We start from the raw sequence: 24297 nt of genomic DNA, 5'->3' as shown, positions 1-24297 counted from the left end.
ATTGGACAGGTTTAACAGTAGCAGCAAACAATGGTACAGTTGTACTGAGTTATGAAGCTACGGTGAATGCACCGACAGGCGCAGTAGGAGAATATACGAATGCTGCACAGATTACTGCAAGTGATCAATATGATCCAGATAGTGATCCAACGACAGATGGAACAGTAGATGAAGATGGTGATGGCGATGGTGACGATGATGATGAGGATACAATAACGATTACACCAGCTCAAGCTGATTTATCATTAACTAAAATAGTAGTAGATAGTGATACAACGCCTTTAGTTGGATCAGAAATTACTTTTCAAATTACAGTATTTAATGATGGTCCTCAAAATGCAACAGGGGTAACCGTTACGGATTTATTACCATCAGGTTATGATTTCGTATTGTTCAGTTCTACAACAGGAACGTATAATGAAGTCACTGGTTTATGGACAGTTGGTTCTATCCTTGCAGGCGAATCAGAAACATTATTAATCGATGTATTAGTTAATGGATCAGGTGATTATTTAAATATAGCTGAAGTTACAGCATCAGATGTTTTAGATATTGATTCTATTCCAAATAATGATGATGGTGACCAAAGTGAAGATGATGAAGATAATGCTATAGTAACTCCTGTAGATGCTATTGCAGATTTATCATTAGAAAAAACTGTTGTCGATGGTGATACAACACCATTGGTTGGTTCTGAAATCACTTTCCAAATCACAGTAACTAATGATGGTCCTCAGACTGCAACAGGAGTAACAGTAACCGATTTGTTACCATCAGGATATGACTTTGTTCTTTTCAGTTCAACGTCAGGGTCATATGATCAAGTAACAGGATTATGGAATATAGGAAGTATTGCCAATGGCGAATCTGAAACCTTATTAATTGATGTATTAGTTAATGGAACAGGAGACTATTTAAACATAGCCGAAGTAACTACTTCAGATGTATTAGATATTGATTCAGCACCAGATAATGATGATGGCGATCAGAGTGAAGATGATGAAGACAATGCAATCGTAACACCAGTTGATTCAATTGCAGATCTTTCATTAGTAAAAACAGTAGTCGATGGAGATACAACACCTTTAGTTGGTTCTGAAATCACATTTCAAATCACAGTAACTAATGATGGTCCTCAGGCTGCAACAGGAGTTGAAGTAACCGATTTATTACCATCAGGATATGACTTTGTGCTTTTCAGTTCAACGTCAGGATCATATGATCAAGTAACAGGGTTATGGAATATAGGAAGTATTGCTAATGGCGAATCTGAAACCTTATTAATTGATGTATTAGTCAATGGAACAGGAGACTATTTAAACATAGCCGAAGTAACTGCTTCAGATGTCTTAGATATTGATTCAGCACCAGATAATGACGATGGTGATCAAAGTGAAGATGATGAAGATAATGCTATAGTAACACCAGTTGATGCTAGCGCAGATTTATCATTAACAAAAGCTGTTGTAAATGACGAAACATCACCATTAGTTGGTTCTGAAATTACATTTATAATTACAGTAACTAATGATGGACCTGATGCTGCGACGGGAGTTGAAGTGACAGATTTATTACCGTCAGGATTTAATTTTGTATTGTTTAGTTCTACAGCAGGTACTTATAATAATACAACTGGACTTTGGACTATTGGAACAATGGCTAATGGAGTAACAGAGACTTTATTAATTGACGCTATAGTTAATGAAACAGGTGACTATACCAATATTGCTGAAATATCTGCAACAGATGTCTTAGATCCAGATTCTGAATCTAATAATGATGATGGTGATCAAAGTGAGGATGACGAAGATAATGTTGTCGTAACACCTGTCGATGCTATGGCAGACCTGTCACTTTCAAAAACAGTAGTTGATAATGATATTATGCCAAATGTTGGTGATGAAATCACATTCCAAATTACAGTAAGTAATGCTGGGCCAGATGATGCAACTGGTGTTGAAGTCATTGATTTATTACCAGCAGGTTTTGATTTCATATTATTCAGCGCAACTTCAGGAACTTATAATGAAGTGACTGGTCTATGGACGGTTGGTACAATTGCAAGTGGATCGTCTCAAACATTATTTATAGATGTCATCATTAATGAACCAACAGGTGTAGATGGAGAATATTTCAATACAGCAGAAGTTACTGCTAGTGATGTTATGGATCCAAATAGTGAACCAAACAATGATGATGGAGACCAAAGTGAAAATGATGAAGATGGTATCCAAATCATGACAGAAACTGCTGATTTAAGTTTAAACAAATCAGTGAGTAATGTCAATGCTAATGTTGGTGATGTCGTAACGTTTACACTTCAGATTAATAACGCTGGAGCTAATGTAGCAACAGGTGTTGCAGTACAAGATATCTTACCAATAGGTTATAGTGATATAACTAATATTAGTAATGGAGGTTTATTATTCGGAAATGTCATCGACTGGACAAATCTAACCGTACCATTGATGGGATTAACTTTAACCTATGAGGCAACAGTAAATATGCCTACACTAGAGGAAGGAGAATATTTAAATGTTGCTCAGATTACTGCAAGTGATCAATTTGATCCAAATAGTAATCCAGATAATGATGATGGTGATCAAAGTGAAGATGATGAAGGCAGTGCAACTTTAAATACACCAACAACTGATATTGAAGTGAATAAAACAGTTGATAATTCAAATCCGTCAATTGCAGATACTGTAACCTTTACAATAACAGCTTCCAATCTTGGTAATATTGATGCAACATCGGTAGAAATTCTAGATGTACTTCCTTCAGGATATGAGTTTGTGTCTTCTAATGCGACTTCTGGATCTTATAACGAGATTACAGGTGTATGGCAAATACCTTCAGTAAGTGCTGGAGATACAGAATCATTAGATGTATCAGTAATTGTATTAGATATTAACGATTATGTTAATACAGCAAGCTTAGAATTCTTAGATCAAATAGATTCTGATGATACAAACGATTCAGCTAACGAGACTATTGATCCTGAATGTTTGAAGATTTATAAAGAGTTTTCTCCTAACGGAAATGGCAAGAATGAATTCTTCTATATCGATTGTATCAATAATTATCCTAACAATACCTTAGAAATATACAACAGATGGGGTAATCTAGTGTATAGTAAGGAAGGTTATGATAATACATTTAATGGAGAATCAAATGGAAGGTCAGTATTCAATAAAAATGAAAAACTACCAGTAGGGACTTATTATTATATACTCGATTTAGGTAATGGTTCAGAGCGGAGAGCTGGCTGGCTATATTTAATTAGATAAAATGACTATTAAAAAATTCAATATACCTCAAACATAAATAATTAAAGATGAATTTAAAACATAATATAGCGATTAGTACACTAGTGTTTTTCTTAACACTAGTGAGCTATGGTCAACAAGACCCACAATACACAGATTATATGTTTAATACATTAACTGTAAATTCTGCTTACGCAGGGTCTAGAGGCCACTTAACTTTTACTGGACTTCATAGAACGCAATGGGTAGGTCTCGACGGAGCGCCAACAACACAATCGTTTAGTGTCGATTCTCCAATAGGGAAAAATGTTGGACTAGGTGTTTCTATTGTAAATGATAGATTAGGACCTTCTGATGAATTTTATTTAGATGCTAATTTTTCTTATACCATTAGAGTTTCAGATGAAAGAAAGCTGTCTTTTGGAATAAAGGGAGGTGGTCGTTTATTGAATGTTGATTTTAATCGTGATAACCAACAAGTTGATGAGGATATCTTTCAGCAAAACATTAGAAATAAATTTTTGCCAACTATTGGAGCTGGTGTATATCTTCATAGCGATAAAAGTTATATCGGACTTTCAGTACCTAATTTTTTAACTAGTAAATTTTATGATGAAGTTCAAAATTCTGTTTCAGCAGAACGATTACATTTCTTCTTAATTGGTGGAAAAGTATTTGATTTAAGTCCGAGAGTAAAATTTAAGCCAGCCTTTTTAGGAAAGTTTGTAGTTGGAGCTCCTATTATAGTTGATTTGTCTGCTAATTTTATGTTTGACGACGCTCTAAGACTTGGTGTAGCCTATAGATGGGATGACTCTGTAAGTGGCTTAATAGGCTTGCAAGTATCGCCCAAATTAATGATTGGCTATGCTTACGATTATACAACAACTGAATTACAGGATTTTAATTCTGGTACTCATGAAATCATGTTGCGTTTTGAATTAAGAACCAAAGAAAAACAATTAAAATCACCTCGTTTCTTCTAAACATAAGCTAAATGAAAAATACAATAACAATATTACTATTATGTGCATTACATTTTTCTTTTGCGCAGAGTTCAACAAAAAAGGCAGACAAACTGTTTGACAGAATGTGGTATAAAGAAGCTGCAGCTTTATATGAGGCTGAAATTAAGTCTTTAGATACAAATAGCAAGTCTTTTGATTCTGAAGAAAGAGCTGAGCACGTCAGATTATTGAAGCGAGCAGGTGATTCTTACTTTTTTAATACAGATATGGAAAATGCGCATCGTTTCTATGATCAATTGGTTTCTAGTTTCTATTCTGATATTGATCCAGAATATATTTTTAGATATGCACATTCGCTGGAAGGTATTGGTAAATACAGAGAAGCTAAACGTTGGATGAAAGAATTTGCATCAAGAACAAAGACTAAAGATGATAGATCAGAACATCTTAATCAAGTAGGATTAACTATAGAAAACGTCTTAGATATTGAGCCAAGATTTATATTAAAAAATGTATCGGTTAATACGAAATACTCAGATTTTGGAGCCATGTACTATAAAGATAAATTAGTGTATTCTTCGGCTATTGATTCATCGAATTATCATACTAGAATTTATCATTGGAACGAACAACCGTTTCTTGATATGTATCTCGGTGAACTTGATGAAATAGAGTCGGATGTTAGTCTTATAGATGAGTTTTCAAAAGCAATAAACACAAGATATCATGAGGCTACTTTGGCTTTCTCTCCTGACGAAACTAAAGTGTATTTCACAAGAAACAACTATGATGGAGATTTGCAACGAGATGGAAATGGGACCAATCATTTAAAGTTATATAGTGCAGAATTGATTCGAGATGAAGATAGTCTTCCAACATGGCAAAACATTAAAGAATTGCCTTTTAATAGCGAAGATTACTCTGTAGGTCATCCTACAATTAGTAGCGATGGTAAATCATTATATTTCGTTTCTGATATGCCTGGCTCTATTGGTGCTACCGATATTTTTGTTGTAGATATTTTAGAAAGTAACAATGCACAAGATTCAACATTTACTGGGTATTCTAAACCCAGAAATTTAGGCGAAAAAGTAAATACTGCTGGTCGAGAAATGTTTCCTTTTATAACAGATAACGCTTTATATTTTGCTTCAGACGGACATCTAGGTCTTGGTGGTTTGGATGTTTTTGAAAGTAAGGTTGAAGCTTCTAACTTTAGTACCCCTAATAATTTAGGAACGCCTTTAAATAGTGAATTAGACGACTTTGGATTTATTGTGAATGAAGAAAAAAATAAAGGTTTCGTTTGCTCAAATAGATTAACAGGAAAAGGTGACGATGATATCTATTCGTTTATAAGATTACCAGAACCTGAAGCAGCTCCATGCAATCAATTAGTAAGAGGCTATGTATCTAATACAATAACTGGAGAACGAATTTCAAATGTTAAAATGGCATTATATAAGGATGGTTCAGAAATAGAAACGACAATGACAGGAGTTAATGGTGCTTATAAATTCAATACTGTATTAGGTTGCGGAGAAAATTATAATGTTACTGCTACTAAAGTTGGTTATGCAGCGAAAGAAAAGACAGTAATAACTCATGAAGAAGAAGGAGAAACCGTAGTTGCACTTGGTATTGAAACTTTAAATGAATTGATAGTTGAAGAAAGCGGTGTTTTGAAAATCAAAATTGGCATTATTTATTTTGACCTAGACAAGTCATACATTAGAAAAAATGATGCAGCTCTTGAGCTTAATAAAATTGTCTTATTAATGACAGAATATCCAAAAATGGTTATTCAAATTGAATCACATACAGACTCAAGATCATCAGATGATTACAACCTTGAACTTTCTGATAGAAGAGCTAAAGCAACAAGAGATTATTTAATATCTCAAGGTATAGCAGCAAATAGAATTGATAGTGCTAAAGGCTTTGGTGAAACTCAACTTATTAATAGATGTTCTAATGGTGTGGGATGTTCAGAATCTGAACATCAAATGAATAGAAGATCAGAATTTATAATTACAAAAATGTAATACCCCAGATAATTTAGTTTTTATGTTGATTAATTGCCTGCCATGATTCATAGTTGGAGGTTTTGAATTGAAATTGCAAAAAATTATGATGAATGGCAGTAGAATAAGCGAACTTTCGAGTTCGCTTATTTACTTTACATACTTATATAATTTGTCTAAAAGACTTTTGTCATCAAAAGGTTTAGAAATAACATCTTTAATGCCTGAGCGTTTATAACGCTTTAAATCTTCCTTAAAGACTTCTGTAGAAAGTGCAAGTATTGGGATTTTTTTATGTGCTGTAGATAGTTCTTTGATTGACCTTGCTAATTCCTCAGCTGAATAGCGTTGAATGGTATTTGAAATTAATATGATATCGGCTTCTTGATTTTTTAAAGTTGGAATCACATCTTCACCATTAGAAATAATGTTTAAAAAGAAATTACCGTTAGAAGATAGAATTTTCAATATTGATAATTGAATTAATTCTGAATCCTCAACAAGTAGGATACTCTTTTTTTTGTCAAAATCAGGATAGACAATTTCATGAGAAACTTCTAATAATTTATGAGATTCTTTGGCTGTTTTTAAACTCAAATTACAAACAAACTTAGACCCGAGATTAGATTGGCTTTCGATACTTATATTGCCATTCATTTGAGCGAGTAAATATTTCACAATAGCAAGACCTAAACCTATATTTCTGTTGTTTTGAGAATTTGGGTTAACCTTAGTAAAACGCTCAAATATCGAATCATGTTCAGATTTATCTATACCAATACCTGTATCTGCTACTTCAATATGTAAGCTTGCTTTTTCGGCTCGAATATAATTCAGCGAGACATGTAAACTTACTTGACCTTTTGAGGTGAAGTTTATCGCATTATTAATTAAGTTTCCTATAATTTGTTTTAATCTGTAACGATCACCCACTAGATAACTTGGTAATTTTGGGTCAAAACCTGTTTCAAAATCAAGGTTTTGTTTTGTCGCAAAGATCTGATATCCAGTTGCTATTTTATTTAATAACTCCTTCAAATTAAAAGTAGTCTCATTTAAAATTAATTGGCCAGATTCTATCTTAGCCAAATCTAAAATGTCATTAATTCTATATTTGAGATCATTGTTTGCTGATAGAATAATGTCAAGGTAATTTTTCTGTTCAGAGTTCAAATTTGTATTACTCAAAAACTTACTAAAAATTGCTGAGGCAGTTATTGGGTTTCTTAATTGATGACTAAAATTGGCAATGAAGTTATTTTTAAACTGTTCTTTTTCTAATAAATATTCGTTTTTAAGTTCAAGAATCTGAGAATTTATGACCGACTCATTTCTTGTTTGAGCTGTGAGTTGATATCTATTATAATGTTCTGTAAGATTTTCAATGATAATGATGTTTTCGTTATTATCATGAGTATAAATAACAATGTCGGCAATTATTGATTTTTTTTCAAAATCTAAATTAACGCACGAAAAATCATAATGTTGATTACTAATAGTAAACAAATCACTTATAGATTCAAAAAAAGGATGCACTTCCTGAATTGAATATTTTGATTCTGATGGAATTATAGAATCATCAGTATCAATAATCTTCCCTAACGAATCAACTAGTATATATTGAAAATTATTTTTATAGTATTTCTCTTTGTATGCTTTAAGCATTTATGACTAAAATTAAAGTAGCTCTTTAGCTAATTTAGAAAAAAGATTATCAACTCTACTACCAGTTTTAGCACTTGTAAAAAAATCGACCAAATGCCCGAAAACTTCGCTGTAATCCTTTAAATATAATTTGGTTACCAAATCCATTTTGTTTCCTACAACTTTCACAGGAATATTTGGAAAATTTTCTTTCAAAAATTCTAATTCTGAATTGAGGTTTTCAAATGTTATAGGTCGAGATAAATCAAATACGTATATAAATCCGTTTGTACCTAAAAGGTATGATGATCGTGTTTTTTTTATGTCATCTTGCCCCTCTAAATCCCAAATTATTAGAGAAATAGAATCTGAGTTGGATACTTCAACCACTTTTTTAAAAATATGTACACCAATAGTTACTTTATAATTTTCAGAAAAAGTATTTTCAACAAAACGCCTAATCAAAGAAGATTTACCGACCCCAAAATGTCCAAGTAAAACTATTTTTTTAGATGTTGTCATTATTAAAATAAACTTTAATTTTTTTGGTTAGTATTTCTTTGTTTTTTAGTATTTCAGGTTTTATAATTTTGCTAGCGAATTCTAAGAGTTTGTCTTCTAATTTATCTTTATATAAAACGTTATAAGCACCAGAAACAATAACAGCGATATAGTAAGATGATAAATTTTGAAGGTGAATATGGTAATGGTCATATTCGATATACTGCAAATCTTGCTCTTCTTTTTTAAATGCATCCTCAATAAAACTTTTAATTGCAGTAAGCATGCCTGCTACCATATCTTCATCTGTAGCTTTTTCTTTAGAGTATACTGCAAGTACAAGCCCAGAGCCTTTTTCAATAAAAATTATTTGTTCAATTTTAGGACTCGATTGTTTTTGAATGATTAAATCGGCATCATTCACACCTTTATTTTTTGATCTTTTACTTCTAAAAAAGCGTTTAAAAGAAAACGTATTGTTCAACTGTGTGTTTATTTTCTCTGACAATAATTTCATTTCGTGCTGTACACATCGTTTAACCATTTTTCCTAAAATTGGAAAAAGTGCTTCAACTACAGCATCTTGAGAGTTTTTTATCTCTTCTTTTAGAGCTTCAGTGATTGTTGGGCCAAGACTGTTAGGTATTTCTTTGACAAATTCACTTAGCTTCTCGTCAATTATAGGGCTTATCTTTTCTGAAAGCTGATCTTTCTCATTAACAGTGTTTTCTAAGACTTTTATTTTTTTTTGAATTGAGGCAGCAAACTCACGCTCGTCAGTGAGTAGAATATCTTTTATGATATTTAACCGTTCCTCTTGGTTCATAAACTAAAATGTTTTATTCGCCAATTTTCTCTCCCAATTTGATAAAAAGATCACCAAGCAATTTTCGATTCACTTTTTTCTGATCAAGAGTTTCAATTTTCTCATTCATAGAGTCTTCAAGATCTGTAATTCTAATGTTTAAATCTGTACTAAGAGAATCAATACTTTGTATAAGTTCAGATTTAACATCGTCAATGAGGTTTTCTAGATCTTTTTTCTTAGAGAGAATATCACGTTTTACAGCTTCAAATTCTGAATCATAGGCTTGAATATTTTCGCCGAAAATAAGTTCTTTGATAGCATCAATCTTAGATGTTACATCTGTGTTATTGCCATTAAGGTTCTCTGGTTTTTCTTTTACTTGTTTTGCCATTACTAGAGGGAATAATATTGATAATATATAAATAGCGAACCTATCATAATCCATGAAGGTGATGCACATGTTAAGCTAACATGTTTTCAATTAACAAGGCAAAAACTATTTTAAATGCCAACAGAGAAGATAAATTAAATGATAATCAAGTAAAGCAAGTTTTAGAATTGCTAGAAGTATTTGCACAAATGACTGCAGATCAATTTAAAAATTAAGAATGATGAAAAAAACAGCAGTAATCATGTCGCGAGTTAGTAGTGATGATCAGGTACGCGGCTATAGTTTAGATGTTCAGTTTGAACAGCTTACTAAACATTGTCAAAGACATGATATAGATATATTGAAACACTACAGAGAAGATCATTCGGCAAAAAACTTCAATAGACCAGAGTTTCAAATTTTTTTGGAATACGCTAAGCGACATAAAAATCAAATTGACTATCTGTTTATAACGACTTGGGATCGATTTTCAAGAAATATGACTGATGCAAATTTAATGCTCAGGACACTTAGAGCTCTAGGAATAGAAGTACAAGCCATAGAGCAACCTATAGATTTTTCCATTCCAGAGAGTAAGGCAATGTTAGCTATATATTTAGTCTTTCCTGAAATCGATAATGACAGACGTTCTCTAAAAATTAGAGGAGGAATAAGGGGTTCGCTAAAAGCAGGACGATGGTGTAGACAAGCACCAATTGGGTATAAGAATACCAGAGATGACGAGAACAAGCCAATTATTATCCCAAGTGAGAAGGCTAAACATATTCAATATGCATATAACGAAATCATCAAAGGTAAATCACAAGCTGATATACGAAAGGATATTAAAGAGAAAGGAGTAATTATTAGTAGAAACAACATTTCACTGATTTTAAAAAACCCGATGTATATGGGTAAGATTGTTGTTCCTGCAAAAGATGATGAGCCTAAGGTTTTAGTTGAAGGATTACATGAAGCGATTATTTCAGAAGAAACCTTTTATCAAGTACAGAATATTTTAAATAAAAGAAAAAGGAAATCCAATCGTCCAGTATATAATTCTCTAAGAGAGGAATTGCCTTTAAGAGGACTTATTTATTGTTCAAACTGTAATGGTAAAATGACGGGAAGTCCGTCAAGGAGTCAAAATGGGAAGCAATATTTCTATTACCATTGTAACCATTGTAAAAAGGATAGAATTTCAGCAATAAATGCCAATAAGACTATTGAATCTATATTAGATGATTTTAAGTTTTCAAAAGGAGCAGAGACTATTTATGAGATGATGGTTCAAAAATTACTCTCAGGAAATGAACAGCAAGTAGCAATAAAACGTAAAAAACTCAATGCTGAAATAGTACAGACTAGAAAGCGACTGGAAAAGCTTCAGGATTTATATATTGATGGTAAAATGGAAATTGATGCTTATACTGAGACTTACGATAGATATAGTTTAAAAAGAGAATCGCTAAAACTAGAACTTAAAAGTTTGCAAACAGGAAATAGTCAATATAGAATATGGCTTAATAAAGGTGTTCACTTACTTAAAAACCTAAAAGAGTATTATAAAAAATCTTCTGTTAAACAGAAACAAATGCTCCTTAGTTCGATATTTCCCGAAAATCTCTTTTTTGAAGGAAACGAATGTCGAACTGCCAGAATTAATGATGTTTTACGCTTTATATTGCAGATAGACAATACGTTAGGGCATAAAAAAAGAGGACAATTTTCAACGAAGTTGAAATTGTCCTCTCGAGTGGAGAAGGGAGGAATCACACCTCCCCCTATTGTGCGCTTTAACTTCTACTGGTTAAACTCAGAACTAACTCGTATATTTTTCATCAGGACTTTTCAGGCAATTTTTACTTCTCCGCTAACACAAAGGTCCATCCAATACTCTTAAAAATAACTATCAATTCACTTCCTAGGAAATTACTAATTCTATCTATTTCTACCATAATCATTGTTTTTAAAGTTAAAAGATTTACTTCAGAGAAATAAATACCTATCCTGACTACGAACATACCGACGTTATAAGACTTCGTTAACCACGAAATCAAACTCTTAATTTCTTTACTCATACAATATACTTTAAAACGTTTTTAAAGTCAATAGTAATCTGTTTTTTTTCGATAAACAGTTTAGTTCCTCCGTCCCAAAGTCCCTTTCGCGACAGCGGAAAAACTACCATTCATTCTCAACTTCGCAGTCAATCAAGGTTTAGAGACCTCGCCAAGTAATTCAAAACGAAATCAATCAATAATTAAACGAATGGCAAACAAGAACGACATCGCCTGGACACCAATTCTGTATTGTGTGGGAGCAGGCGTCGCTGGAATCGCATTAGGAACTTTTTTAATTGCTCCGATGATGCAAAAAATGAAAGCTAAAAAATTAGCTGAAGCAAAGAAACCAGCAACCGCAAGTCCAACTAAAAAATAGTGTTTAGAGACACTTTTGGACACCAAAACAAAAGTATCATCCTGTTTTTTGAACAGGCAAACAATGAAAACAAATGAAAGATTATAACGACGAATTAATGCGTTACGAAGAAGCTGCTGAAGATCAGTATGACGACTACGATAATGACGAGATGTACGACGATGAAGAGGACGACTTCGATACTGGATTTGAAGGTTTAGAAGATGGTTATGATGAAGAGTACGAAGATGAATATGATGATTACGACGACTACGCTGATGAAGGCGAGTACGATGATGATGCCTATGACGATTATACAAAATCGAGCATTGGAAAAATAGATCCTAACGACAGAACCCTTACGGTTGTAGTAACTAATAAATCTGGCGCTCGTGCTGAGGCAGTCATTTTTGGTGGTAATGCAGAAGCTGCACAACCTAACGGACTAACCGTTGAGATTGAAGAGTCCAGCCACAAGGAAGTACGCGAAGAGAGTAAATCAAATCCGTTCAAGATTGCGGGAATGAAATACTCTGTGAGTAACGCGCTGCAATTTGATAACGTGCTACGTATTGACCGTAGAACCGCTTCTGGATCTAAAACCACCAGAGTGTATCAACCGCGTAATGCGACTTCACCACAAAACTTTACCCAACAACTCATCGACGATGACAATTTCGAGATGGATGTTACTGGTCAGGATTCCTTGCGTGTATCTGTAGAAGATGGTGTGACGGCAGTATTCACATTCACGATTAAAGCTAGAGCAAATCTGGGTAACCTTTTAAAAGGTACCAACGTGGCAGAGCTTTCAAGAGCACCACGTACCACTGGGCTTCCACAACTGGATTTAATCCGTAGAAAAAGACCGACAGCATTAGGTGTACGTCCTAGACGTAGAGTGGTGAGACGTCCTACTCGTAGAGTTGTAAAACGTCGTAGACTAGTCAGAAAACCGGTGGCGAGACGTCCAGTTTCTCGATTGGTAAGACGTCGTAGACGATAGTCCTGTAATAAGGAACTCGTCCAGACTTTGTACCTAATACCAGACAGCCAGAGTCGGTTTCCCCTAAACCATACACTCTGGCTGTTCTTATTGAAAACAAGATGAAAAACTCAAAACAAACACCTTCACTAGCTCAAAATAGAATCGATTATATCGTCTATCACAATACAGATGATGTTGCAAAATTGTTATTTGAGTATGGTTTTGAAGCGCCAGAAGAACCTAAACACCTAGCTGAAGCTATAAAAGAACTTGCTCGCAAAAAAGGGCGTAAAGTCATTAAAGAGCTCATACAATTACATCCCGATAAGGATGCTATATTAAAGCTCAGTCAACCCAAAGAAGACAACTTTTGTGGTGCTTGCAGCAACGACTCTTACAATACAGAAAGTAATTTCTGTAAAGCTTGTGGACATTCTAATTATTCAGGGACAGGAGATGAAGATAGCTTTCTTAACCAGTTTGAGAGTTATTCAGATAAGGACTTAGAACGCTATTACCAGACCATCGTAAAACGATCTAACGCTCAAGCAGATGACAAGAATCTTGCGCAGGAAGTACAAATGGTTTGGAACGAAGTGCGCATTCGTAAAGAAGCAAAGAAAAAAGAAGAAGAACCTAAACCACAACCGCATAAAACCTTCAGCGTGACTAAAGATGAACTCCTACTTTTTGGAGTGGTATTCATCGCAGGCGCTTTAGTTGGGCACGGTTTAAAATTCAATTTTAGCAATGTCAAATAAACAATCACAATACAATCAGGCGATTGACAACCTTACCTATTTGGTTCTCAATTATCCAAAACCTGTTCAAGAATTACTTGCTAAAAGCAATGTGTTCTTTCAAGGTAAACCATCAAAAGAGCAACTCGTTAATGAAGTGGTTGACCTATTAAAAGATGGAGATTACGCTTTCGCGAAAGCGTTAGAAAATTTAATCGCTCGCTTTTCATCACGAGAGAACGACCAATTTTGGGGAGCGATTGCCAAAGGTGCTGTAGGCATTATAGGTGGACTCTTTAAGAAAAAGAAACGTGGAGGTTCATCTAATAGTGGCGCAGCTCAAGCAGCTGCACAAGCAAGAGCATCTGCCCAAGCTGCTGCGGCCAAAAGAGATATGGAAATGCGTATGCAGCGTATGCGAGAAGAGCAAGAACGCAAACGTCGTGAGGCAGAAGAAAGACGCAGACAAGAGGAAGCGCGTCGTCGTGAGGAAGAAAAGAAGAAAGCCGAAGCAGCCAAAAAGAAAACCAATATGATGCTGATGATAGGCGGCGGTGTGGTCGTTTTAGGTATCGGAGCGGTAGTATTAATGAAATCGGGACGTCCACCAATGCCTTACGGACAGCCACCGATGCCAATGCCGAGATAAAATGACAAATACCTATGCACTTACTGATTATGATGTTTATCAGGACGAAGACTACGATAATTTTGGAGGCATACGTCGTCGTCGCAGAAAGAAACGTCGTACTCGAAAACTATTAAAACGCAGACGGTCTTCTAAACCAAAATTAAGCAGACCACCTGTACGAATTCGCCCCAGAGTCGTTCGTGGTCGTCCTATGAAATTACCGCCTATTCGAGTGAAGAGTATTCCTGTGATTCGTAAGAAAACGGTACAACCAAAAAAAGCGGTCATCAAGACTAAAAAACCACCAGTCAAAACAAAGACACCCATAAGTCACTTGATTAAAAAATCAAATCCAGCGGTTGTCAAAACAACATTATCTGCTATTGCAAAAGCCGAAGTCAGACAACTTCAAACTGCACAAGTAGAAGCCAGTAAAAAGGCAATAAAATCTGACAGTAAGGTGAGCAAAGTGGTTAAAGTAATTGCTGTCGTGGGAGTTGTAGGTGCAACAGGGTTTGGGATTTATAAATTCATTCAAAACAAAAAATTACAAAATGGACATATTAGCACAAGTAAATGAAATTGACACAACGGTCTCAGGAGAAATCAGTGATGGTTTTTTAAGCGCCTCAATTAAAAACGTGGGAGAAGGAAAAGCTTTGGTTAATGGAGTGGTTTTATTTCCTGGCGAAGCAAAGGGCTATCCTTTTGTGGGTAAAGGTTATAAGAAAATTACCTACAATCCTGGAGCCTCGACTTTAAGAATAATGCAAATTATCTAATTCCCATTTATGATTTTAGGAGAAACAGAAAGCATTTTAAGTCGACATCTACAAGATGACGATTATGATGACTTTTTTGGAAATAAAAAGAAACGTAAAGCAAGACGTGCCAAGCGAAAAGCAAAACGTATCGCCAGAAGAACGATAAGAAGATCTGCTCCAAAACGAATAGAGCGCAAAGCAAAGCGCACGAAGTTCTTTAAAGATGTAGGTCAGATTTATAAAGAAGCTGGTGGCGCTACAGCGATAGGTCAAGTAATCGATTCGTTTACTACACCAAAACCTTTAGATGGATATGGCGCTAACACAGAATTGCCTTCGGACTTCTCTGTAGACTTAGGAGCTCCAGAAGTTCCAGAAGAAGAGAAAAAAGGGATTCCTACCATCGTTTATGTTTTAGGTGGCGTCGTAGTTGTCGGAGTCATTGGACTTGCAGTAATGAGTAGTTCTAAAAATAAGCAACACCAACAATATCCTCAGTGATAACAACCATTCCATCAAATAGAGAACGCTTTCAGATTAAACTGACCATCAAGGCCTTGATGCCTTTTGAGTTGGGAATTCGTGTGTATGATCCTGAGCATCCTAATAGCTATTATTTTAGAAGAAAAGCCGCTTTCGCGAAAGCGAACTCAAAACGAGAATTTGTGATCGCACTGCCAGTTTCTCCAGAAGTACTGGAAATGGAAGTATTTGATAAAAACGAAGTAGATGATGATGCATTTGAAATCGTCAATGTTAAAATAGAAAAGATGCCAGCGCTGGCAGTTTGGGCGACTGATGACCAACATCGTTTTTTAGAATTTGCGATTCAGTTTGCGCAAAAAGCAGGTTACGTACCTCCTGGTTTTTATGAAAGTACCGACAACGAATTTCTGTTTCAATATTTAGATAAAATAACTGATCCTTTTGGTGCAGAGCTTATTACACCAGCGAGAACGCATCGCAAAATGCCGAGAGTTCAAATATCGCAACGTTTGTTTAAGTCGTACACCATTCCTATTCGCGTTGCAATTTTAGCGCACGAAGGCTGTCATTGGTTCTTAAATACACGCAGTCAAACTACCGCAGATTTATGCGGAATGAAACAATACCTCGATTATGGTTTCCCAACCATTGAGGCGGTGTATGCAGTAACAAAAGTGTTCGGGAAAAACCCAGAAATGGTTGGTGCATCCCAAATTGAGCGTACCAAAGATGTTATCAATTTTATAGAAAATTATAGAGCCAATGAGTAGAGCAACATATACTTGGTTAGACAAGCAGGCAAGTTTAAAACGTTTCTACGCGCAACTTCAAAAAGAGAATGATGTTGTACAAGTAACGGTTACAAACCATACTAAGGACATAAGAAAAGTATGTCTTTGGGGTGCAATTGCTTGCACACCGCTTACTGATCCTATGTTTATAAATGAAGAAGGCACAAAAAGTGTAGTCGTAGATAAGCAACCACAAGAGCTGGTCTATAATCTTGTTACAGACTTATTTTACGTAGTGAATCAATTAGGAGATTCTGTCTCGGTGGTTAACCCTTCAGGAGAACTTGTTACGACTATTGACTTATCACAAGGTACTTCTCAAGCTGGAAGTGGTTATGGAGTTGGAGAAAGAAGAGCTTCTAATTCAACAATTTTTAGCGTTCCAGGCAGTGTTAGTCCAGTTGCTTTAGCTGTAAATACATCTACTAATAGTGTTGAATACGGAGTAGTTGCGATAGCTTGCTCAGTCTCAAATGAAGTCGTTTTTATAAATCAAGACTTTACAATTTTACGAAGAGAATCTGTTGGGAATCGTCCAGTAGATATCGTTTATAATCCAGTGGATCAATGTTATTATACAGCAAATTTAGTTTCGGGAACAATCTCTAAAATTTGCATCAATCGTAGAGTAAATAATTTGCCTTTAGTACCTGGAGCCAGAACACTTGGAGTTGATACAGATTCAGGTGATTTATACATTCACAATATTGTGGATGGCGCCATCAATGTGTATGATCTTCAAGGCAATCAAAAAGGAAGCGTAGGTTCTGTAGTGGCAGATATTGTTTCGTTTCAGTTCCATCCAGTGACCAAGAATATGTATATGGTACTGAATAACTCAAATTCTGTTTCGGTTTTAGACACCGTAAGATTTGGAGCCATCACTAAATTAAGCGTAGGTAAAGATCCTGTAGCTATTGCTTATAATCCGCATAATGGATTAATGTACGTGGGGAATCGAGGCGATCAAACGTTTTGTAGAATTAGTCCAAAGCATCAAATAATAGATACAATTAAAACTGAAAGTTTTGGACTTGGGTTAGCTATTAGTTCTAAGGAAGAAATTATAGGCGTGAGCAACTCTGCAGATGATACGGTTAGCATTTCGGGATTACAATCTGGTCCTACCGTAACAGTAAACGAAGAATATTATGAAGACCGTGAAGACTTCCAGCATAATCCTGCGATGGTTGGTCACGTCAAGCTGGTCGCTTCTGGAGAAGACAGAATCAATGCACTACAGATTACTGAAAAGTCCGTCACTGGTACCGAAATCTGTAAAACCATCTCGTTGAGTAATAGTCAGAGTCCTCAAAACTTTGCAAATGTTTCAGAAGTATTTGACTTTGATGGAAACTTAATAGATGGACACGTGACCTGGTGTTTTAAAATTAATCCATTACAGCAAGTCAGCTTTTTAATTTATTACAATCAAATCGAGATGTATAATATGCTTCCCGAAAAATCAAGAATATCTACTGGTGTCCAAATGAGTAAGGGCATTCCAGTATCGTGGCTCGATAACCCTAAAGACGAGTCACCCAATGTCACAACTTATTAATATAGCCTTAAGCCAATACGGTGTAACCGAAATTGTAGGCTATCAACATAATCCCATTGTTCTCAATTACTTCAAAGAAATAGGTCATACTTGGGTCTCTACAGACGAAACCGCTTGGTGTTCTGCCTTTATCAATTGGGTAGCGCTCAAGACGAAAGTAGAACGAAGTAATAAACTTACTGCGCGTTCTTGGCTGCAAGTTGGTACCGAAATCAACAAACCAAAACTTAATGATGTGGTCATCTTCTGGCGTCATAAAAAGTCCAGTTGGAAAGGTCACGTAGGTCTTTTTATTAGCTATTCCGAAGACAAAAAACACATCTATGTCTTGGGTGGCAATCAGAATAATCAAGTCAACATCAAGAAATATCCTGTCTATCGCTTATTGGGCTTTAGACGCTTATCAGCTATAAACTCTTAAATCACAACAGATGCAAAAAGTAGATTATCTCATTATACAAAGTACAGACACCAGCGAAGCTAAAGACTTTGGCAAGGAAATCATTATCAATCAGCACACGCTACCAAAAGATAAAGGCGGTTTTGGATGGAATCGTCCAGGTATAGATTACCTCGTGCTTCAAGATGGTGTGTTACAAACCATCATTAGTGAGGACAGCCCAACAACTATTGATTTATGGGGCATCTCTCACGGACAAAATGGTATCACGGGAATCGCCAAACACATTGCTTATGTAGGAGGTAGAACACTTAAAGAAGCTTGGGATAAAGACACACGTACCGATGAACAAAAATCGGCACTTGAAGCGATTGTAAAGTTCTATATACTGCGCTTTCCAGACATCATTATCGCAGGTTTTAATGAAATTCCTGCCAAAGCAGATGAAGATAGTCCAGGATTTGAGGTAGCAGAATGGCTCAGAGCATTAGACATTCCCGAGCATAATATTTACAAGAGAAAGTAGATGAAAACGATTTTGACATTAGGCGTTGGTTTTTGGTTGGGCAGGCAGCTGTATATCAATTATGATAAGCGTACCGCCTTGAGAAAAGAAGCGCAACTTAAAGCTCGCCTTCAGCAATTTTTAGAACAAAACGATTTCAGTAAAACCGATAGCAAGAAACACAGTAATACCATTTTCAGAAGTAATTAATGGCGATACAAGTAAACATAGATAACCGCATTTTTTTAGTTCCAGAAGCAGACGATCCGTGTGACTTCTGGACAAGCTATTTCGCAAAATTAAAAAGCGAATTAGGTCAAGAGAATGCAAAAATGATATGGCTCATTACTTGGAAATCTAATGGTGCAGCATCTTGTACGACGAGTCCCAACTTTAACAAATGGCTCAATCAAAACAATCTTGATGTTTCCAATATGGCCACCAGAACCATTGCCGATTTATCTGAAATTGGTGGTAATATTTTTGGCTTGGGAAAAAATTTGACAAAAGTATTATCCATTGGAGTTCCTGTAATACTGGCAGTCGTATTGGTTGGTGTTATCGTACTTCTTAAAAATTCAGCAAAGAATGCAGATGTGTCGGATTTAGCAATGCTCACACCTGCAGGTCGTGGCTTAAAACTGTTGGGCAAATGAGTATGACGTATAAAATCATAGGCGCAAGTGTAGGAACTCTGTTTATAGGGACAACGTTTTTCTCAATGAGGAAGCGCAGTCGTGACGTACGCACCAGCAAATTACTGACTGCTATTCAGGCGCAAATTCAACCAATTTCAAGTGGACTGACCTCACAAAATGCTTTTGATATTCATTTTTTGAATAAGGTATTGCAAACTGTAAATCGCGAAGTATTGGTATTAAAAACAAGTACCGCTTCTCGCTATGCAGACCAGATTCACAAAGCTTGGGGAAGCTGGTATCAAGGTGGCGATGATGAAGAACAAGTCTACGGAGTCTTCCGCAAGATGAAAGATAAAGTTCAGGTGTCACAAGTAGCAAAAGCCTACCAAGAAACCTATTCAAAAAACCTAATTGACACGCTCAAAGACCGCTTTGACAAGGAAGAAATAACCATAGTGCTCAACATCGTGAAGGCGCTACCTAATTACAGAACAGCTTAATATGGAAATCTCAAAAACAGGATGGTGGATGATAGGTGGCGCGGGACTTGGCGTTATCGGGATAGGTGTTTTTGTTACGCTTTCGCGAAAGCGTACAAAGCAACAAGCACTGCAATCCACAACAACCACATCTATAGGAACTGGCGTGCAAGTCACTACTGGAAATGTAGGAACTACCAAACAAGAGCCGAACTGGAACAGTCCATTTGATATGAACTATCTCACAGATGTCCAGAAATGGGTAGCGCCAAAAAATATTCAAGTATTGGATGATGCTTCGGCTAAGAAACTGGCTAAAATCATTAAGGATGCAAAAGGAACTTTTAATGACGACGAAGAGGCTATCAAAGATGTTTTCGGTAAAAAATTGCGTGATAAAACACAAATCGCCAGTCTCTCCAAAGCTTATTATCAGCTATATAAAAAAGATATGTGGCAACATTTGAATAGCTTTTTAAGCCAAAGCGAAATGAAGGAATACGTCTCAAATTATGTGCAACGCCTTCCCAATTACCAATCATAAATCGAACCAATGAAACAGAAATCAACAGCAACAAATCCATCATTTATGGCTAAAAACAAAGACCTTTTAGTGGTAGGTGGTGTTATCGTGGTACTCGTAGGAGCAGCCACCGCGTATTATTTTATGACCAAGAAAAAGGAGAAAAAAGAAGCTGAATTAGCGAGCGCATCTTCATCAGGAATCACAACAGTTCCAAGTAGTTCCTCCAGCTATCAAACACCACCTTTTATTCCGAGTTCTTCAACATCATCGAGTTCAAGTACGAAGCCAAATATTACCAAAACAGGCTATCCCATAAAATACGGAAGCCGTCATCCTGATGTAAAAATACTACAGCGTTACCTTAAAATCTATAAAGAAGATTTAGGCAAAACGGGACCAAAACGTGATGGTGTTGATGGGCAATTTGGTCCCAAAACATCGAGAGCTGCACAAAAGCGATTAAAGAAAACAGTATTCACTCAAGCCGATATCGCAGGAATGCGAAAAGCGCTGTCAAGTCTCGGGAAATAATGAGCGAACAAACAATGCAAAAGGGATTGATTATCGCTGGAGGGCTTTTGGGATTAGGATTGTTGGGCTATGTCCTCTTTAGAGATAAAGAAGAAACGGCTGAGGATGCAGAATTTACAATCGTCGAGGAATCCAAACCTGTAAAAGTTGAGAAACCTATTCCGCAGAAAAAAGAAGTTTCTGTAGTTGAAATGAAGCCTGTAGTTCCTTTAGAAAAAGAAAAGAAAGCAATCGTCATAAAGCCCGAAGTATTGCCAGAACCCAATGATGATTTTCCATTAAAATTAGGAAGCAAAGGAGAACGTGTCTATCAACTACGCGTCTACCTATTAAAAAATCACGGTGCTGCAAAAGGCTTAATCACAGATGAATTTGATGCTGTTACTGAAGAACGTGTTTTAAGACTTTACAAAGTAAAAGAAGTATCAGAACAGCTGTTCAAAGAACGCAATATGGGTAAGATAAAAAAGCAACAAAAAGATGCCAGAAAAGCGAAGCATTAAAGATTTAATAGATGGTCTGGTAGATAAAGACGGTATCAAGACCGAAGTTACTGTAACTCTTACCAATCAAACATTAACCAAAATTGTGCTTGCTCTGTTGGCTTCTGGAGCAACAATAGTTGTCGTGGCACATTTGACCAAGAATCTATTTCCAAATCATCAAATAGCGGCTTTGCAAGTAGATATTAAAAGCATAAAAGAAACCCTAAAAAAACAATTAAAATGATAGAAATTTTATCACACATCTCCAATTATTTAAACAGCCTGGATTGGGCTTATATTTTCACATTCATTGTCATTGCTTATGGTCTCAACCATTACCGCTCGACCAACTTCTTTTATGAAGTTTTTAAGCTGAAAATAGCCACTCGCTATCGTGTCCTCATCATTGGCATTATTTACGGAGTCGCTTTGTACTTCATAAGAGGTTATCAGATTAAAATGATTGAATGTTTGTTGCAATCGTTTGCTTTTGCGCTGGTGTTTCACAAACTCTTATTGGAGAAATTTTTAAACAAATTATTTCAAACGAAACCCAAGGAGTAATGAAGTTTTGGAAACCTTTTTTATTAGTGCTTTGGATTGCAGGAATTATTGTCCTGCTCATCTTTTACATCATTCCGCAAGAGGAAGCTTTGAACAATGAAACTATTCAAAAACTTGAAAAGGAAAACGAACTGCTTACGGTTAAAAACGTAAGCCTTGATGAAGAAATTAAAAAGCTTAAAAAGCAAACCGATAGCTTAACTGGTAAAATAGTTTTAAGCCATAAAATGATTCAAAATTTACAAAATGCACTGGATGAAAAAATTAATACTATTGATAGGATGTCTGCTCTGGACTTATACGAGTATTTCTCAGGATTTACAGCCGATAGTACAAGACTTAAACAATAAGAAATATTTCTGTTTTGACTTATCACAATCAAAGTATTTGGCAAAGCGATTAGAGTTCAGTCTTTATCAAGATAGCATTATTGATACGTTGCAATTACGCAATTATAGATGGCAGTATCTCACTCAAAAAAAGGATACCATCATTTTTAAATTGGAGCGTAAGGTTGAAAATCTTGTGGTCATTCAGGATAATGATGAATCTCATATTCAAGAACTTAACTTGACCATTAAGAGACAGCACAAACAAATAAAGAGAGGTAAGCTGGAGCGGTGGTTTTTTGGCGGTGGCTTACTCATATTAACCGGAATAATAATAGCACAGTAATGAGTATAGTAGGATATCAAAGTAATGTGCCAAAAGCACAAGGTGGCGGATTAATAGCAAACACTCAGCGTGAGCTGAGTGTGCCACCCAATCATCTAAATTCAGATTTATTCCATTCTCCTGCACGCAATATTTATGCAGTGATTAATGAGAATATAGTAATCGGCAAGGACATTAGATTACGCACAAGATCTGGTGCAAAAGAAATTGCTGGCTGGCAATTGAGTTTACCAGCACCTTTAGTAAAGAATCAACAAGGCGAGTACACGGGAACACTATTGAGTAGAGAAGGAAAACCTTTTTTCTATGCCATAGATGATGATGGCAGAGTGTTTATGTCTGGAAAGTTTAATAGTCCAGAAGATGAAGTGATTTTAAATGTCAATCCTTATGTGGCAGAGTTGCCATTAAAATTCAGATCCTTTCCAGATCGTCAAGCACCCATACCTGCTAAAAGAGCGGCATCTGCTAGGTAAAAACATAATAGCGCTTTTGCGAAAGCGTGAACCTAAATAAAATGGACTTAATTAAAATACTTGCAATTGTACTGGGCGCTACTGGGTTTTGGAAACTCATTGAAGTGCTATTGCAATATGGGACGCAAAGACGTCTTAAAAGCGCCGAAATACGCAATCTCAATGTTCAAGCGAATAGCCTTGTAGTGGAAAACTATAAGCTATGGTCTGAAAATATGGAAAAACGGTTGAAACAACTGGAAAGTAAGAATACGCTGATGAATAAAACGATTACCAAACAAAGGGATCGTATAACAGATCTTGAAAGATACATCGAGCAATTGGAAGCTGAAATTCAATTATATAACAAACAAAAAAACAATGAACGTGGACAAAGGAAATAACACATTGAACTATATTTTTGGGGCATTTATACTACTAAGCGCTGTAAAAATAAGTTCAGATTTATTCTTGAGATACAAGAAAAGTAAAGAAACAGCAAAAGGTTGTGGCTGTGGTAAAAAGTAACAATCAGCATATCTATGTTGGATTAGGCACCTTGTCCCTTTTGATGATAGGTGCTTTTGTTATTTACAGAAAATCAAAAACAAAGTCAATTAAAAATCGAGTGGTACAAATCAATCAACGACCTATCGATTTATCTGTTTTTGATAGTCCAGATCTTCCAGGTTCTGGTAATTGTATGGATAGGGAATTAATCTTTATGCTTCAGCAATTGGAAGCCAGAACAGGATATCCCATTTTTGAATGGATCAACTCTGGAGCTCGTAGCCCATCACACAACAAAAAAGTAGGCGGTGTTTCCAGTTCTTCTCATAAAATACCAACGTGTAAAGCTGTAGATATCAAAGCTCAATCTACGTTTATCCGCAATCACTTAGTCTCTGTAGCTCGTGATGTTGGATTTAAACGGATTGGTGTAGGTAGAACCTTTGTACATCTTGATACGGATGATATGAAGTCTCAATATGTAGCTTGGGGATATCCAAGTGGTACTCCTGCAGAGGTTAATCCTTTTGTTTAGGTTTTAAATTAATTACTTTACTTTG

At 35.7% G+C, this 24297-nt stretch carries 33 protein-coding genes; 28 read left to right on the top strand and 5 right to left on the bottom strand.

Translation table 11 applies throughout. The features are described from left to right. The 3 genes from GBH57_RS11170 to GBH57_RS11160 form a co-directional block, all read left to right on the top strand. On the top strand, window positions 1-3290 hold a 3290-nt coding region (locus GBH57_RS11170; protein WP_151674566.1), incomplete at its 5' end, for a T9SS type B sorting domain-containing protein. 47 nt (window positions 3291-3337) lie between these two features. After that, window positions 3338-4255: a PorP/SprF family type IX secretion system membrane protein gene (locus GBH57_RS11165; protein ID WP_151674565.1), complete on the top strand. Its 918-nt coding sequence runs from the start codon at window positions 3338-3340 to the stop codon at window positions 4253-4255. Window positions 4256-4266: 11 nt separating this feature from the next. Beyond that, window positions 4267-6282 carry an OmpA family protein gene (locus tag GBH57_RS11160; protein WP_151674564.1) on the top strand — a complete coding sequence of 672 codons (2016 nt, stop codon included), beginning with the start codon at window positions 4267-4269 and terminating at the stop codon, window positions 6280-6282. 129 nt (window positions 6283-6411) lie between these two features. Here GBH57_RS11160 and GBH57_RS11155 read toward each other — a convergent pair whose 3' ends face one another. The 4 genes from GBH57_RS11155 to GBH57_RS11140 are packed head-to-tail and all read right to left on the bottom strand — an operon-like array spanning window position 6412 to window position 9674. Further along, window positions 6412-7926: an ATP-binding response regulator gene (locus GBH57_RS11155; protein ID WP_151674563.1), complete on the bottom strand. Its 1515-nt coding sequence runs from the start codon at window positions 7924-7926 to the stop codon at window positions 6412-6414. A gap of 12 nt (window positions 7927-7938) precedes the next feature. Next, window positions 7939-8427, bottom strand: a complete 489-nt coding sequence (locus tag GBH57_RS11150; protein ID WP_151674562.1) for a Rab family GTPase — start codon at window positions 8425-8427, stop codon at window positions 7939-7941. Beyond that, window positions 8414-9232, bottom strand: a complete 819-nt coding sequence (locus GBH57_RS11145) for a cell envelope biogenesis protein OmpA (protein WP_151674561.1) — start codon at window positions 9230-9232, stop codon at window positions 8414-8416. Before GBH57_RS11145 ends, GBH57_RS11150 begins: the two co-directional genes overlap by 14 nt. Before the next feature lie 13 nt (window positions 9233-9245). Then, window positions 9246-9674: a fructose 1,6-bisphosphatase gene (locus GBH57_RS11140; protein ID WP_373865838.1), complete on the bottom strand. Its 429-nt coding sequence runs from the start codon at window positions 9672-9674 to the stop codon at window positions 9246-9248. Between the two features lie 11 nt (window positions 9675-9685). On the opposite strand from GBH57_RS11140, the gene GBH57_RS16310 reads away from it, so the two are divergent. From GBH57_RS16310 to GBH57_RS11050, 20 genes are all read left to right on the top strand, one after another. Next, the gene (locus tag GBH57_RS16310; protein WP_262714257.1) at window positions 9686-9820 is read left to right on the top strand and encodes a hypothetical protein; all 135 of its coding nucleotides are present in this window, start codon (window positions 9686-9688) and stop codon (window positions 9818-9820) included. A 26-nt stretch (window positions 9821-9846) separates the two neighbouring features. Next, entirely contained in the window at window positions 9847-11487 is a 1641-nt protein-coding gene (locus GBH57_RS11135; RefSeq protein WP_161596094.1) for a recombinase family protein, read from the top strand. 368 nt (window positions 11488-11855) lie between these two features. Beyond that, window positions 11856-12026 carry a hypothetical protein gene (locus GBH57_RS16105; RefSeq protein ID WP_162851989.1) on the top strand — a complete coding sequence of 57 codons (171 nt, stop codon included), beginning with the start codon at window positions 11856-11858 and terminating at the stop codon, window positions 12024-12026. A gap of 73 nt (window positions 12027-12099) precedes the next feature. After that, window positions 12100-13011 (top strand): hypothetical protein, encoded by a 912-nt coding sequence (locus GBH57_RS11130; protein WP_042269951.1) that lies wholly within the window; start codon window positions 12100-12102, stop codon window positions 13009-13011. 101 nt (window positions 13012-13112) lie between these two features. After that, on the top strand, window positions 13113-13754 hold the full coding sequence (locus GBH57_RS11125; protein WP_151674558.1) for a hypothetical protein: 642 nt from the start codon (window positions 13113-13115) through the stop codon (window positions 13752-13754). 136 nt (window positions 13755-13890) lie between these two features. Next, the gene (locus GBH57_RS11120; protein ID WP_235904697.1) at window positions 13891-14382 is read left to right on the top strand and encodes a hypothetical protein; all 492 of its coding nucleotides are present in this window, start codon (window positions 13891-13893) and stop codon (window positions 14380-14382) included. A gap of 1 nt (window position 14383) precedes the next feature. After that, window positions 14384-14944 carry a hypothetical protein gene (locus GBH57_RS11115; protein WP_151674556.1) on the top strand — a complete coding sequence of 187 codons (561 nt, stop codon included), beginning with the start codon at window positions 14384-14386 and terminating at the stop codon, window positions 14942-14944. Next, entirely contained in the window at window positions 14919-15146 is a 228-nt protein-coding gene (locus tag GBH57_RS11110; protein WP_151674555.1) for a hypothetical protein, read from the top strand. The genes GBH57_RS11115 and GBH57_RS11110 overlap by 26 nt, the downstream gene beginning before the upstream one ends. Window positions 15147-15155: 9 nt before the next feature. Then, window positions 15156-15629, top strand: a complete 474-nt coding sequence (locus GBH57_RS11105; RefSeq protein ID WP_151674554.1) for a hypothetical protein — start codon at window positions 15156-15158, stop codon at window positions 15627-15629. 59 nt (window positions 15630-15688) lie between these two features. Beyond that, window positions 15689-16384 (top strand): hypothetical protein, encoded by a 696-nt coding sequence (locus GBH57_RS11100; protein WP_235904696.1) that lies wholly within the window; start codon window positions 15689-15691, stop codon window positions 16382-16384. Next, on the top strand, window positions 16377-17966 hold the full coding sequence (locus GBH57_RS11095) for a YncE family protein (protein ID WP_151674552.1): 1590 nt from the start codon (window positions 16377-16379) through the stop codon (window positions 17964-17966). Before GBH57_RS11100 ends, GBH57_RS11095 begins: the two co-directional genes overlap by 8 nt. Then, window positions 17950-18387: a TIGR02594 family protein gene (locus GBH57_RS11090; RefSeq protein ID WP_151674551.1), complete on the top strand. Its 438-nt coding sequence runs from the start codon at window positions 17950-17952 to the stop codon at window positions 18385-18387. The genes GBH57_RS11095 and GBH57_RS11090 overlap by 17 nt, the downstream gene beginning before the upstream one ends. A gap of 10 nt (window positions 18388-18397) precedes the next feature. Next, window positions 18398-18892 (top strand): N-acetylmuramoyl-L-alanine amidase, encoded by a 495-nt coding sequence (locus GBH57_RS11085; RefSeq protein WP_151674550.1) that lies wholly within the window; start codon window positions 18398-18400, stop codon window positions 18890-18892. Continuing rightward, window positions 18893-19081: a hypothetical protein gene (locus GBH57_RS11080; RefSeq protein ID WP_145000658.1), complete on the top strand. Its 189-nt coding sequence runs from the start codon at window positions 18893-18895 to the stop codon at window positions 19079-19081. Then, entirely contained in the window at window positions 19081-19527 is a 447-nt protein-coding gene (locus tag GBH57_RS11075) for a hypothetical protein (RefSeq protein WP_151674549.1), read from the top strand. Before GBH57_RS11080 ends, GBH57_RS11075 begins: the two co-directional genes overlap by 1 nt. Window positions 19528-19529: 2 nt before the next feature. Then, window positions 19530-20012 (top strand): hypothetical protein, encoded by a 483-nt coding sequence (locus GBH57_RS11070; RefSeq protein ID WP_308640242.1) that lies wholly within the window; start codon window positions 19530-19532, stop codon window positions 20010-20012. Between the two features lies 1 nt (window position 20013). Then, the gene (locus GBH57_RS11065; RefSeq protein ID WP_170265826.1) at window positions 20014-20535 is read left to right on the top strand and encodes a hypothetical protein; all 522 of its coding nucleotides are present in this window, start codon (window positions 20014-20016) and stop codon (window positions 20533-20535) included. A gap of 9 nt (window positions 20536-20544) precedes the next feature. Beyond that, window positions 20545-21048: a peptidoglycan-binding domain-containing protein gene (locus tag GBH57_RS11060; RefSeq protein WP_151674547.1), complete on the top strand. Its 504-nt coding sequence runs from the start codon at window positions 20545-20547 to the stop codon at window positions 21046-21048. After that, a complete protein-coding gene (locus GBH57_RS11055; protein ID WP_151674546.1) occupies window positions 21048-21551 on the top strand; it encodes a hypothetical protein in 504 nt (167 codons plus the stop codon). Before GBH57_RS11060 ends, GBH57_RS11055 begins: the two co-directional genes overlap by 1 nt. Next, window positions 21529-21777: a hypothetical protein gene (locus GBH57_RS11050; RefSeq protein ID WP_151674545.1), complete on the top strand. Its 249-nt coding sequence runs from the start codon at window positions 21529-21531 to the stop codon at window positions 21775-21777. The genes GBH57_RS11055 and GBH57_RS11050 overlap by 23 nt, the downstream gene beginning before the upstream one ends. Window positions 21778-21806: 29 nt before the next feature. Here the strand turns inward: GBH57_RS11050 and GBH57_RS16030 are convergent, their stop codons facing one another. Then, window positions 21807-22013, bottom strand: coding sequence for a hypothetical protein (locus GBH57_RS16030; RefSeq protein ID WP_161596093.1), 207 nt, complete (start codon window positions 22011-22013; stop codon window positions 21807-21809). On the opposite strand from GBH57_RS16030, the gene GBH57_RS11040 reads away from it, so the two are divergent. From GBH57_RS11040 to GBH57_RS11020, 5 genes are all read left to right on the top strand, one after another. Continuing rightward, window positions 22001-22447, top strand: a complete 447-nt coding sequence (locus GBH57_RS11040) for a hypothetical protein (RefSeq protein WP_161596092.1) — start codon at window positions 22001-22003, stop codon at window positions 22445-22447. The two genes, GBH57_RS16030 and GBH57_RS11040, sit on opposite strands and share 13 nt — an antisense overlap. Window positions 22448-22484: 37 nt before the next feature. Beyond that, entirely contained in the window at window positions 22485-22772 is a 288-nt protein-coding gene (locus GBH57_RS11035) for a hypothetical protein (RefSeq protein WP_151674543.1), read from the top strand. After that, window positions 22772-23248 (top strand): hypothetical protein, encoded by a 477-nt coding sequence (locus tag GBH57_RS11030; RefSeq protein ID WP_151674542.1) that lies wholly within the window; start codon window positions 22772-22774, stop codon window positions 23246-23248. The genes GBH57_RS11035 and GBH57_RS11030 overlap by 1 nt, the downstream gene beginning before the upstream one ends. A 41-nt stretch (window positions 23249-23289) precedes the next feature. Next, the gene (locus GBH57_RS11025) at window positions 23290-23631 is read left to right on the top strand and encodes a hypothetical protein (protein ID WP_042269915.1); all 342 of its coding nucleotides are present in this window, start codon (window positions 23290-23292) and stop codon (window positions 23629-23631) included. Window positions 23632-23735: 104 nt separating this feature from the next. After that, window positions 23736-24272 (top strand): D-Ala-D-Ala carboxypeptidase family metallohydrolase, encoded by a 537-nt coding sequence (locus GBH57_RS11020; RefSeq protein WP_306293776.1) that lies wholly within the window; start codon window positions 23736-23738, stop codon window positions 24270-24272. The last annotated feature ends 25 nt before the right edge of the window (window positions 24273-24297 follow it).

Origin of the sequence: Patiriisocius marinus (genome assembly GCF_008974325.1) — a bacterium.
Taxonomy (GTDB): Bacteria; Bacteroidota; Bacteroidia; order Flavobacteriales; family Flavobacteriaceae; genus Patiriisocius; species Patiriisocius marinus.
The sequence above is the reverse complement of the archived record's forward strand: the minus strand, read 5'-3'. Positions and strand labels throughout refer to the sequence as shown.

What these genes read in the sequence shown, in the direction of transcription:
- GBH57_RS11165 (WP_151674565.1), top strand. Translation starts at nt 3,338, where the DNA reads ATGAATTTAAAACATAATATAGCGATTAGTACACTAGTGTTTTTCTTA.
- GBH57_RS11160 (WP_151674564.1), top strand. Translation starts at nt 4,267, where the DNA reads ATGAAAAATACAATAACAATATTACTATTATGTGCATTACATTTTTCT.
- GBH57_RS11155 (WP_151674563.1), bottom strand. Translation starts at nt 7,926, where the DNA reads ATGCTTAAAGCATACAAAGAGAAATACTATAAAAATAATTTTCAATAT.
- GBH57_RS11150 (WP_151674562.1), bottom strand. Translation starts at nt 8,427, where the DNA reads ATGACAACATCTAAAAAAATAGTTTTACTTGGACATTTTGGGGTCGGT.
- GBH57_RS11145 (WP_151674561.1), bottom strand. Translation starts at nt 9,232, where the DNA reads ATGAACCAAGAGGAACGGTTAAATATCATAAAAGATATTCTACTCACT.
- GBH57_RS11140 (WP_373865838.1), bottom strand. Translation starts at nt 9,674, where the DNA reads ATGTGCATCACCTTCATGGATTATGATAGGTTCGCTATTTATATATTA.
- GBH57_RS16310 (WP_262714257.1), top strand. Translation starts at nt 9,686, where the DNA reads ATGTTTTCAATTAACAAGGCAAAAACTATTTTAAATGCCAACAGAGAA.
- GBH57_RS11135 (WP_161596094.1), top strand. Translation starts at nt 9,847, where the DNA reads ATGTCGCGAGTTAGTAGTGATGATCAGGTACGCGGCTATAGTTTAGAT.
- GBH57_RS16105 (WP_162851989.1), top strand. Translation starts at nt 11,856, where the DNA reads ATGGCAAACAAGAACGACATCGCCTGGACACCAATTCTGTATTGTGTG.
- GBH57_RS11130 (WP_042269951.1), top strand. Translation starts at nt 12,100, where the DNA reads ATGAAAGATTATAACGACGAATTAATGCGTTACGAAGAAGCTGCTGAA.
- GBH57_RS11125 (WP_151674558.1), top strand. Translation starts at nt 13,113, where the DNA reads ATGAAAAACTCAAAACAAACACCTTCACTAGCTCAAAATAGAATCGAT.
- GBH57_RS11115 (WP_151674556.1), top strand. Translation starts at nt 14,384, where the DNA reads ATGACAAATACCTATGCACTTACTGATTATGATGTTTATCAGGACGAA.
- GBH57_RS11110 (WP_151674555.1), top strand. Translation starts at nt 14,919, where the DNA reads ATGGACATATTAGCACAAGTAAATGAAATTGACACAACGGTCTCAGGA.
- GBH57_RS11105 (WP_151674554.1), top strand. Translation starts at nt 15,156, where the DNA reads ATGATTTTAGGAGAAACAGAAAGCATTTTAAGTCGACATCTACAAGAT.
- GBH57_RS11100 (WP_235904696.1), top strand. Translation starts at nt 15,689, where the DNA reads ATGCCTTTTGAGTTGGGAATTCGTGTGTATGATCCTGAGCATCCTAAT.
- GBH57_RS11095 (WP_151674552.1), top strand. Translation starts at nt 16,377, where the DNA reads ATGAGTAGAGCAACATATACTTGGTTAGACAAGCAGGCAAGTTTAAAA.
- GBH57_RS11090 (WP_151674551.1), top strand. Translation starts at nt 17,950, where the DNA reads ATGTCACAACTTATTAATATAGCCTTAAGCCAATACGGTGTAACCGAA.
- GBH57_RS11085 (WP_151674550.1), top strand. Translation starts at nt 18,398, where the DNA reads ATGCAAAAAGTAGATTATCTCATTATACAAAGTACAGACACCAGCGAA.
- GBH57_RS11080 (WP_145000658.1), top strand. Translation starts at nt 18,893, where the DNA reads ATGAAAACGATTTTGACATTAGGCGTTGGTTTTTGGTTGGGCAGGCAG.
- GBH57_RS11075 (WP_151674549.1), top strand. Translation starts at nt 19,081, where the DNA reads ATGGCGATACAAGTAAACATAGATAACCGCATTTTTTTAGTTCCAGAA.
- GBH57_RS11070 (WP_308640242.1), top strand. Translation starts at nt 19,530, where the DNA reads ATGACGTATAAAATCATAGGCGCAAGTGTAGGAACTCTGTTTATAGGG.
- GBH57_RS11065 (WP_170265826.1), top strand. Translation starts at nt 20,014, where the DNA reads ATGGAAATCTCAAAAACAGGATGGTGGATGATAGGTGGCGCGGGACTT.
- GBH57_RS11060 (WP_151674547.1), top strand. Translation starts at nt 20,545, where the DNA reads ATGAAACAGAAATCAACAGCAACAAATCCATCATTTATGGCTAAAAAC.
- GBH57_RS11055 (WP_151674546.1), top strand. Translation starts at nt 21,048, where the DNA reads ATGAGCGAACAAACAATGCAAAAGGGATTGATTATCGCTGGAGGGCTT.
- GBH57_RS11050 (WP_151674545.1), top strand. Translation starts at nt 21,529, where the DNA reads ATGCCAGAAAAGCGAAGCATTAAAGATTTAATAGATGGTCTGGTAGAT.
- GBH57_RS11040 (WP_161596092.1), top strand. Translation starts at nt 22,001, where the DNA reads ATGTTTGTTGCAATCGTTTGCTTTTGCGCTGGTGTTTCACAAACTCTT.
- GBH57_RS11030 (WP_151674542.1), top strand. Translation starts at nt 22,772, where the DNA reads ATGAGTATAGTAGGATATCAAAGTAATGTGCCAAAAGCACAAGGTGGC.
- GBH57_RS11025 (WP_042269915.1), top strand. Translation starts at nt 23,290, where the DNA reads ATGGACTTAATTAAAATACTTGCAATTGTACTGGGCGCTACTGGGTTT.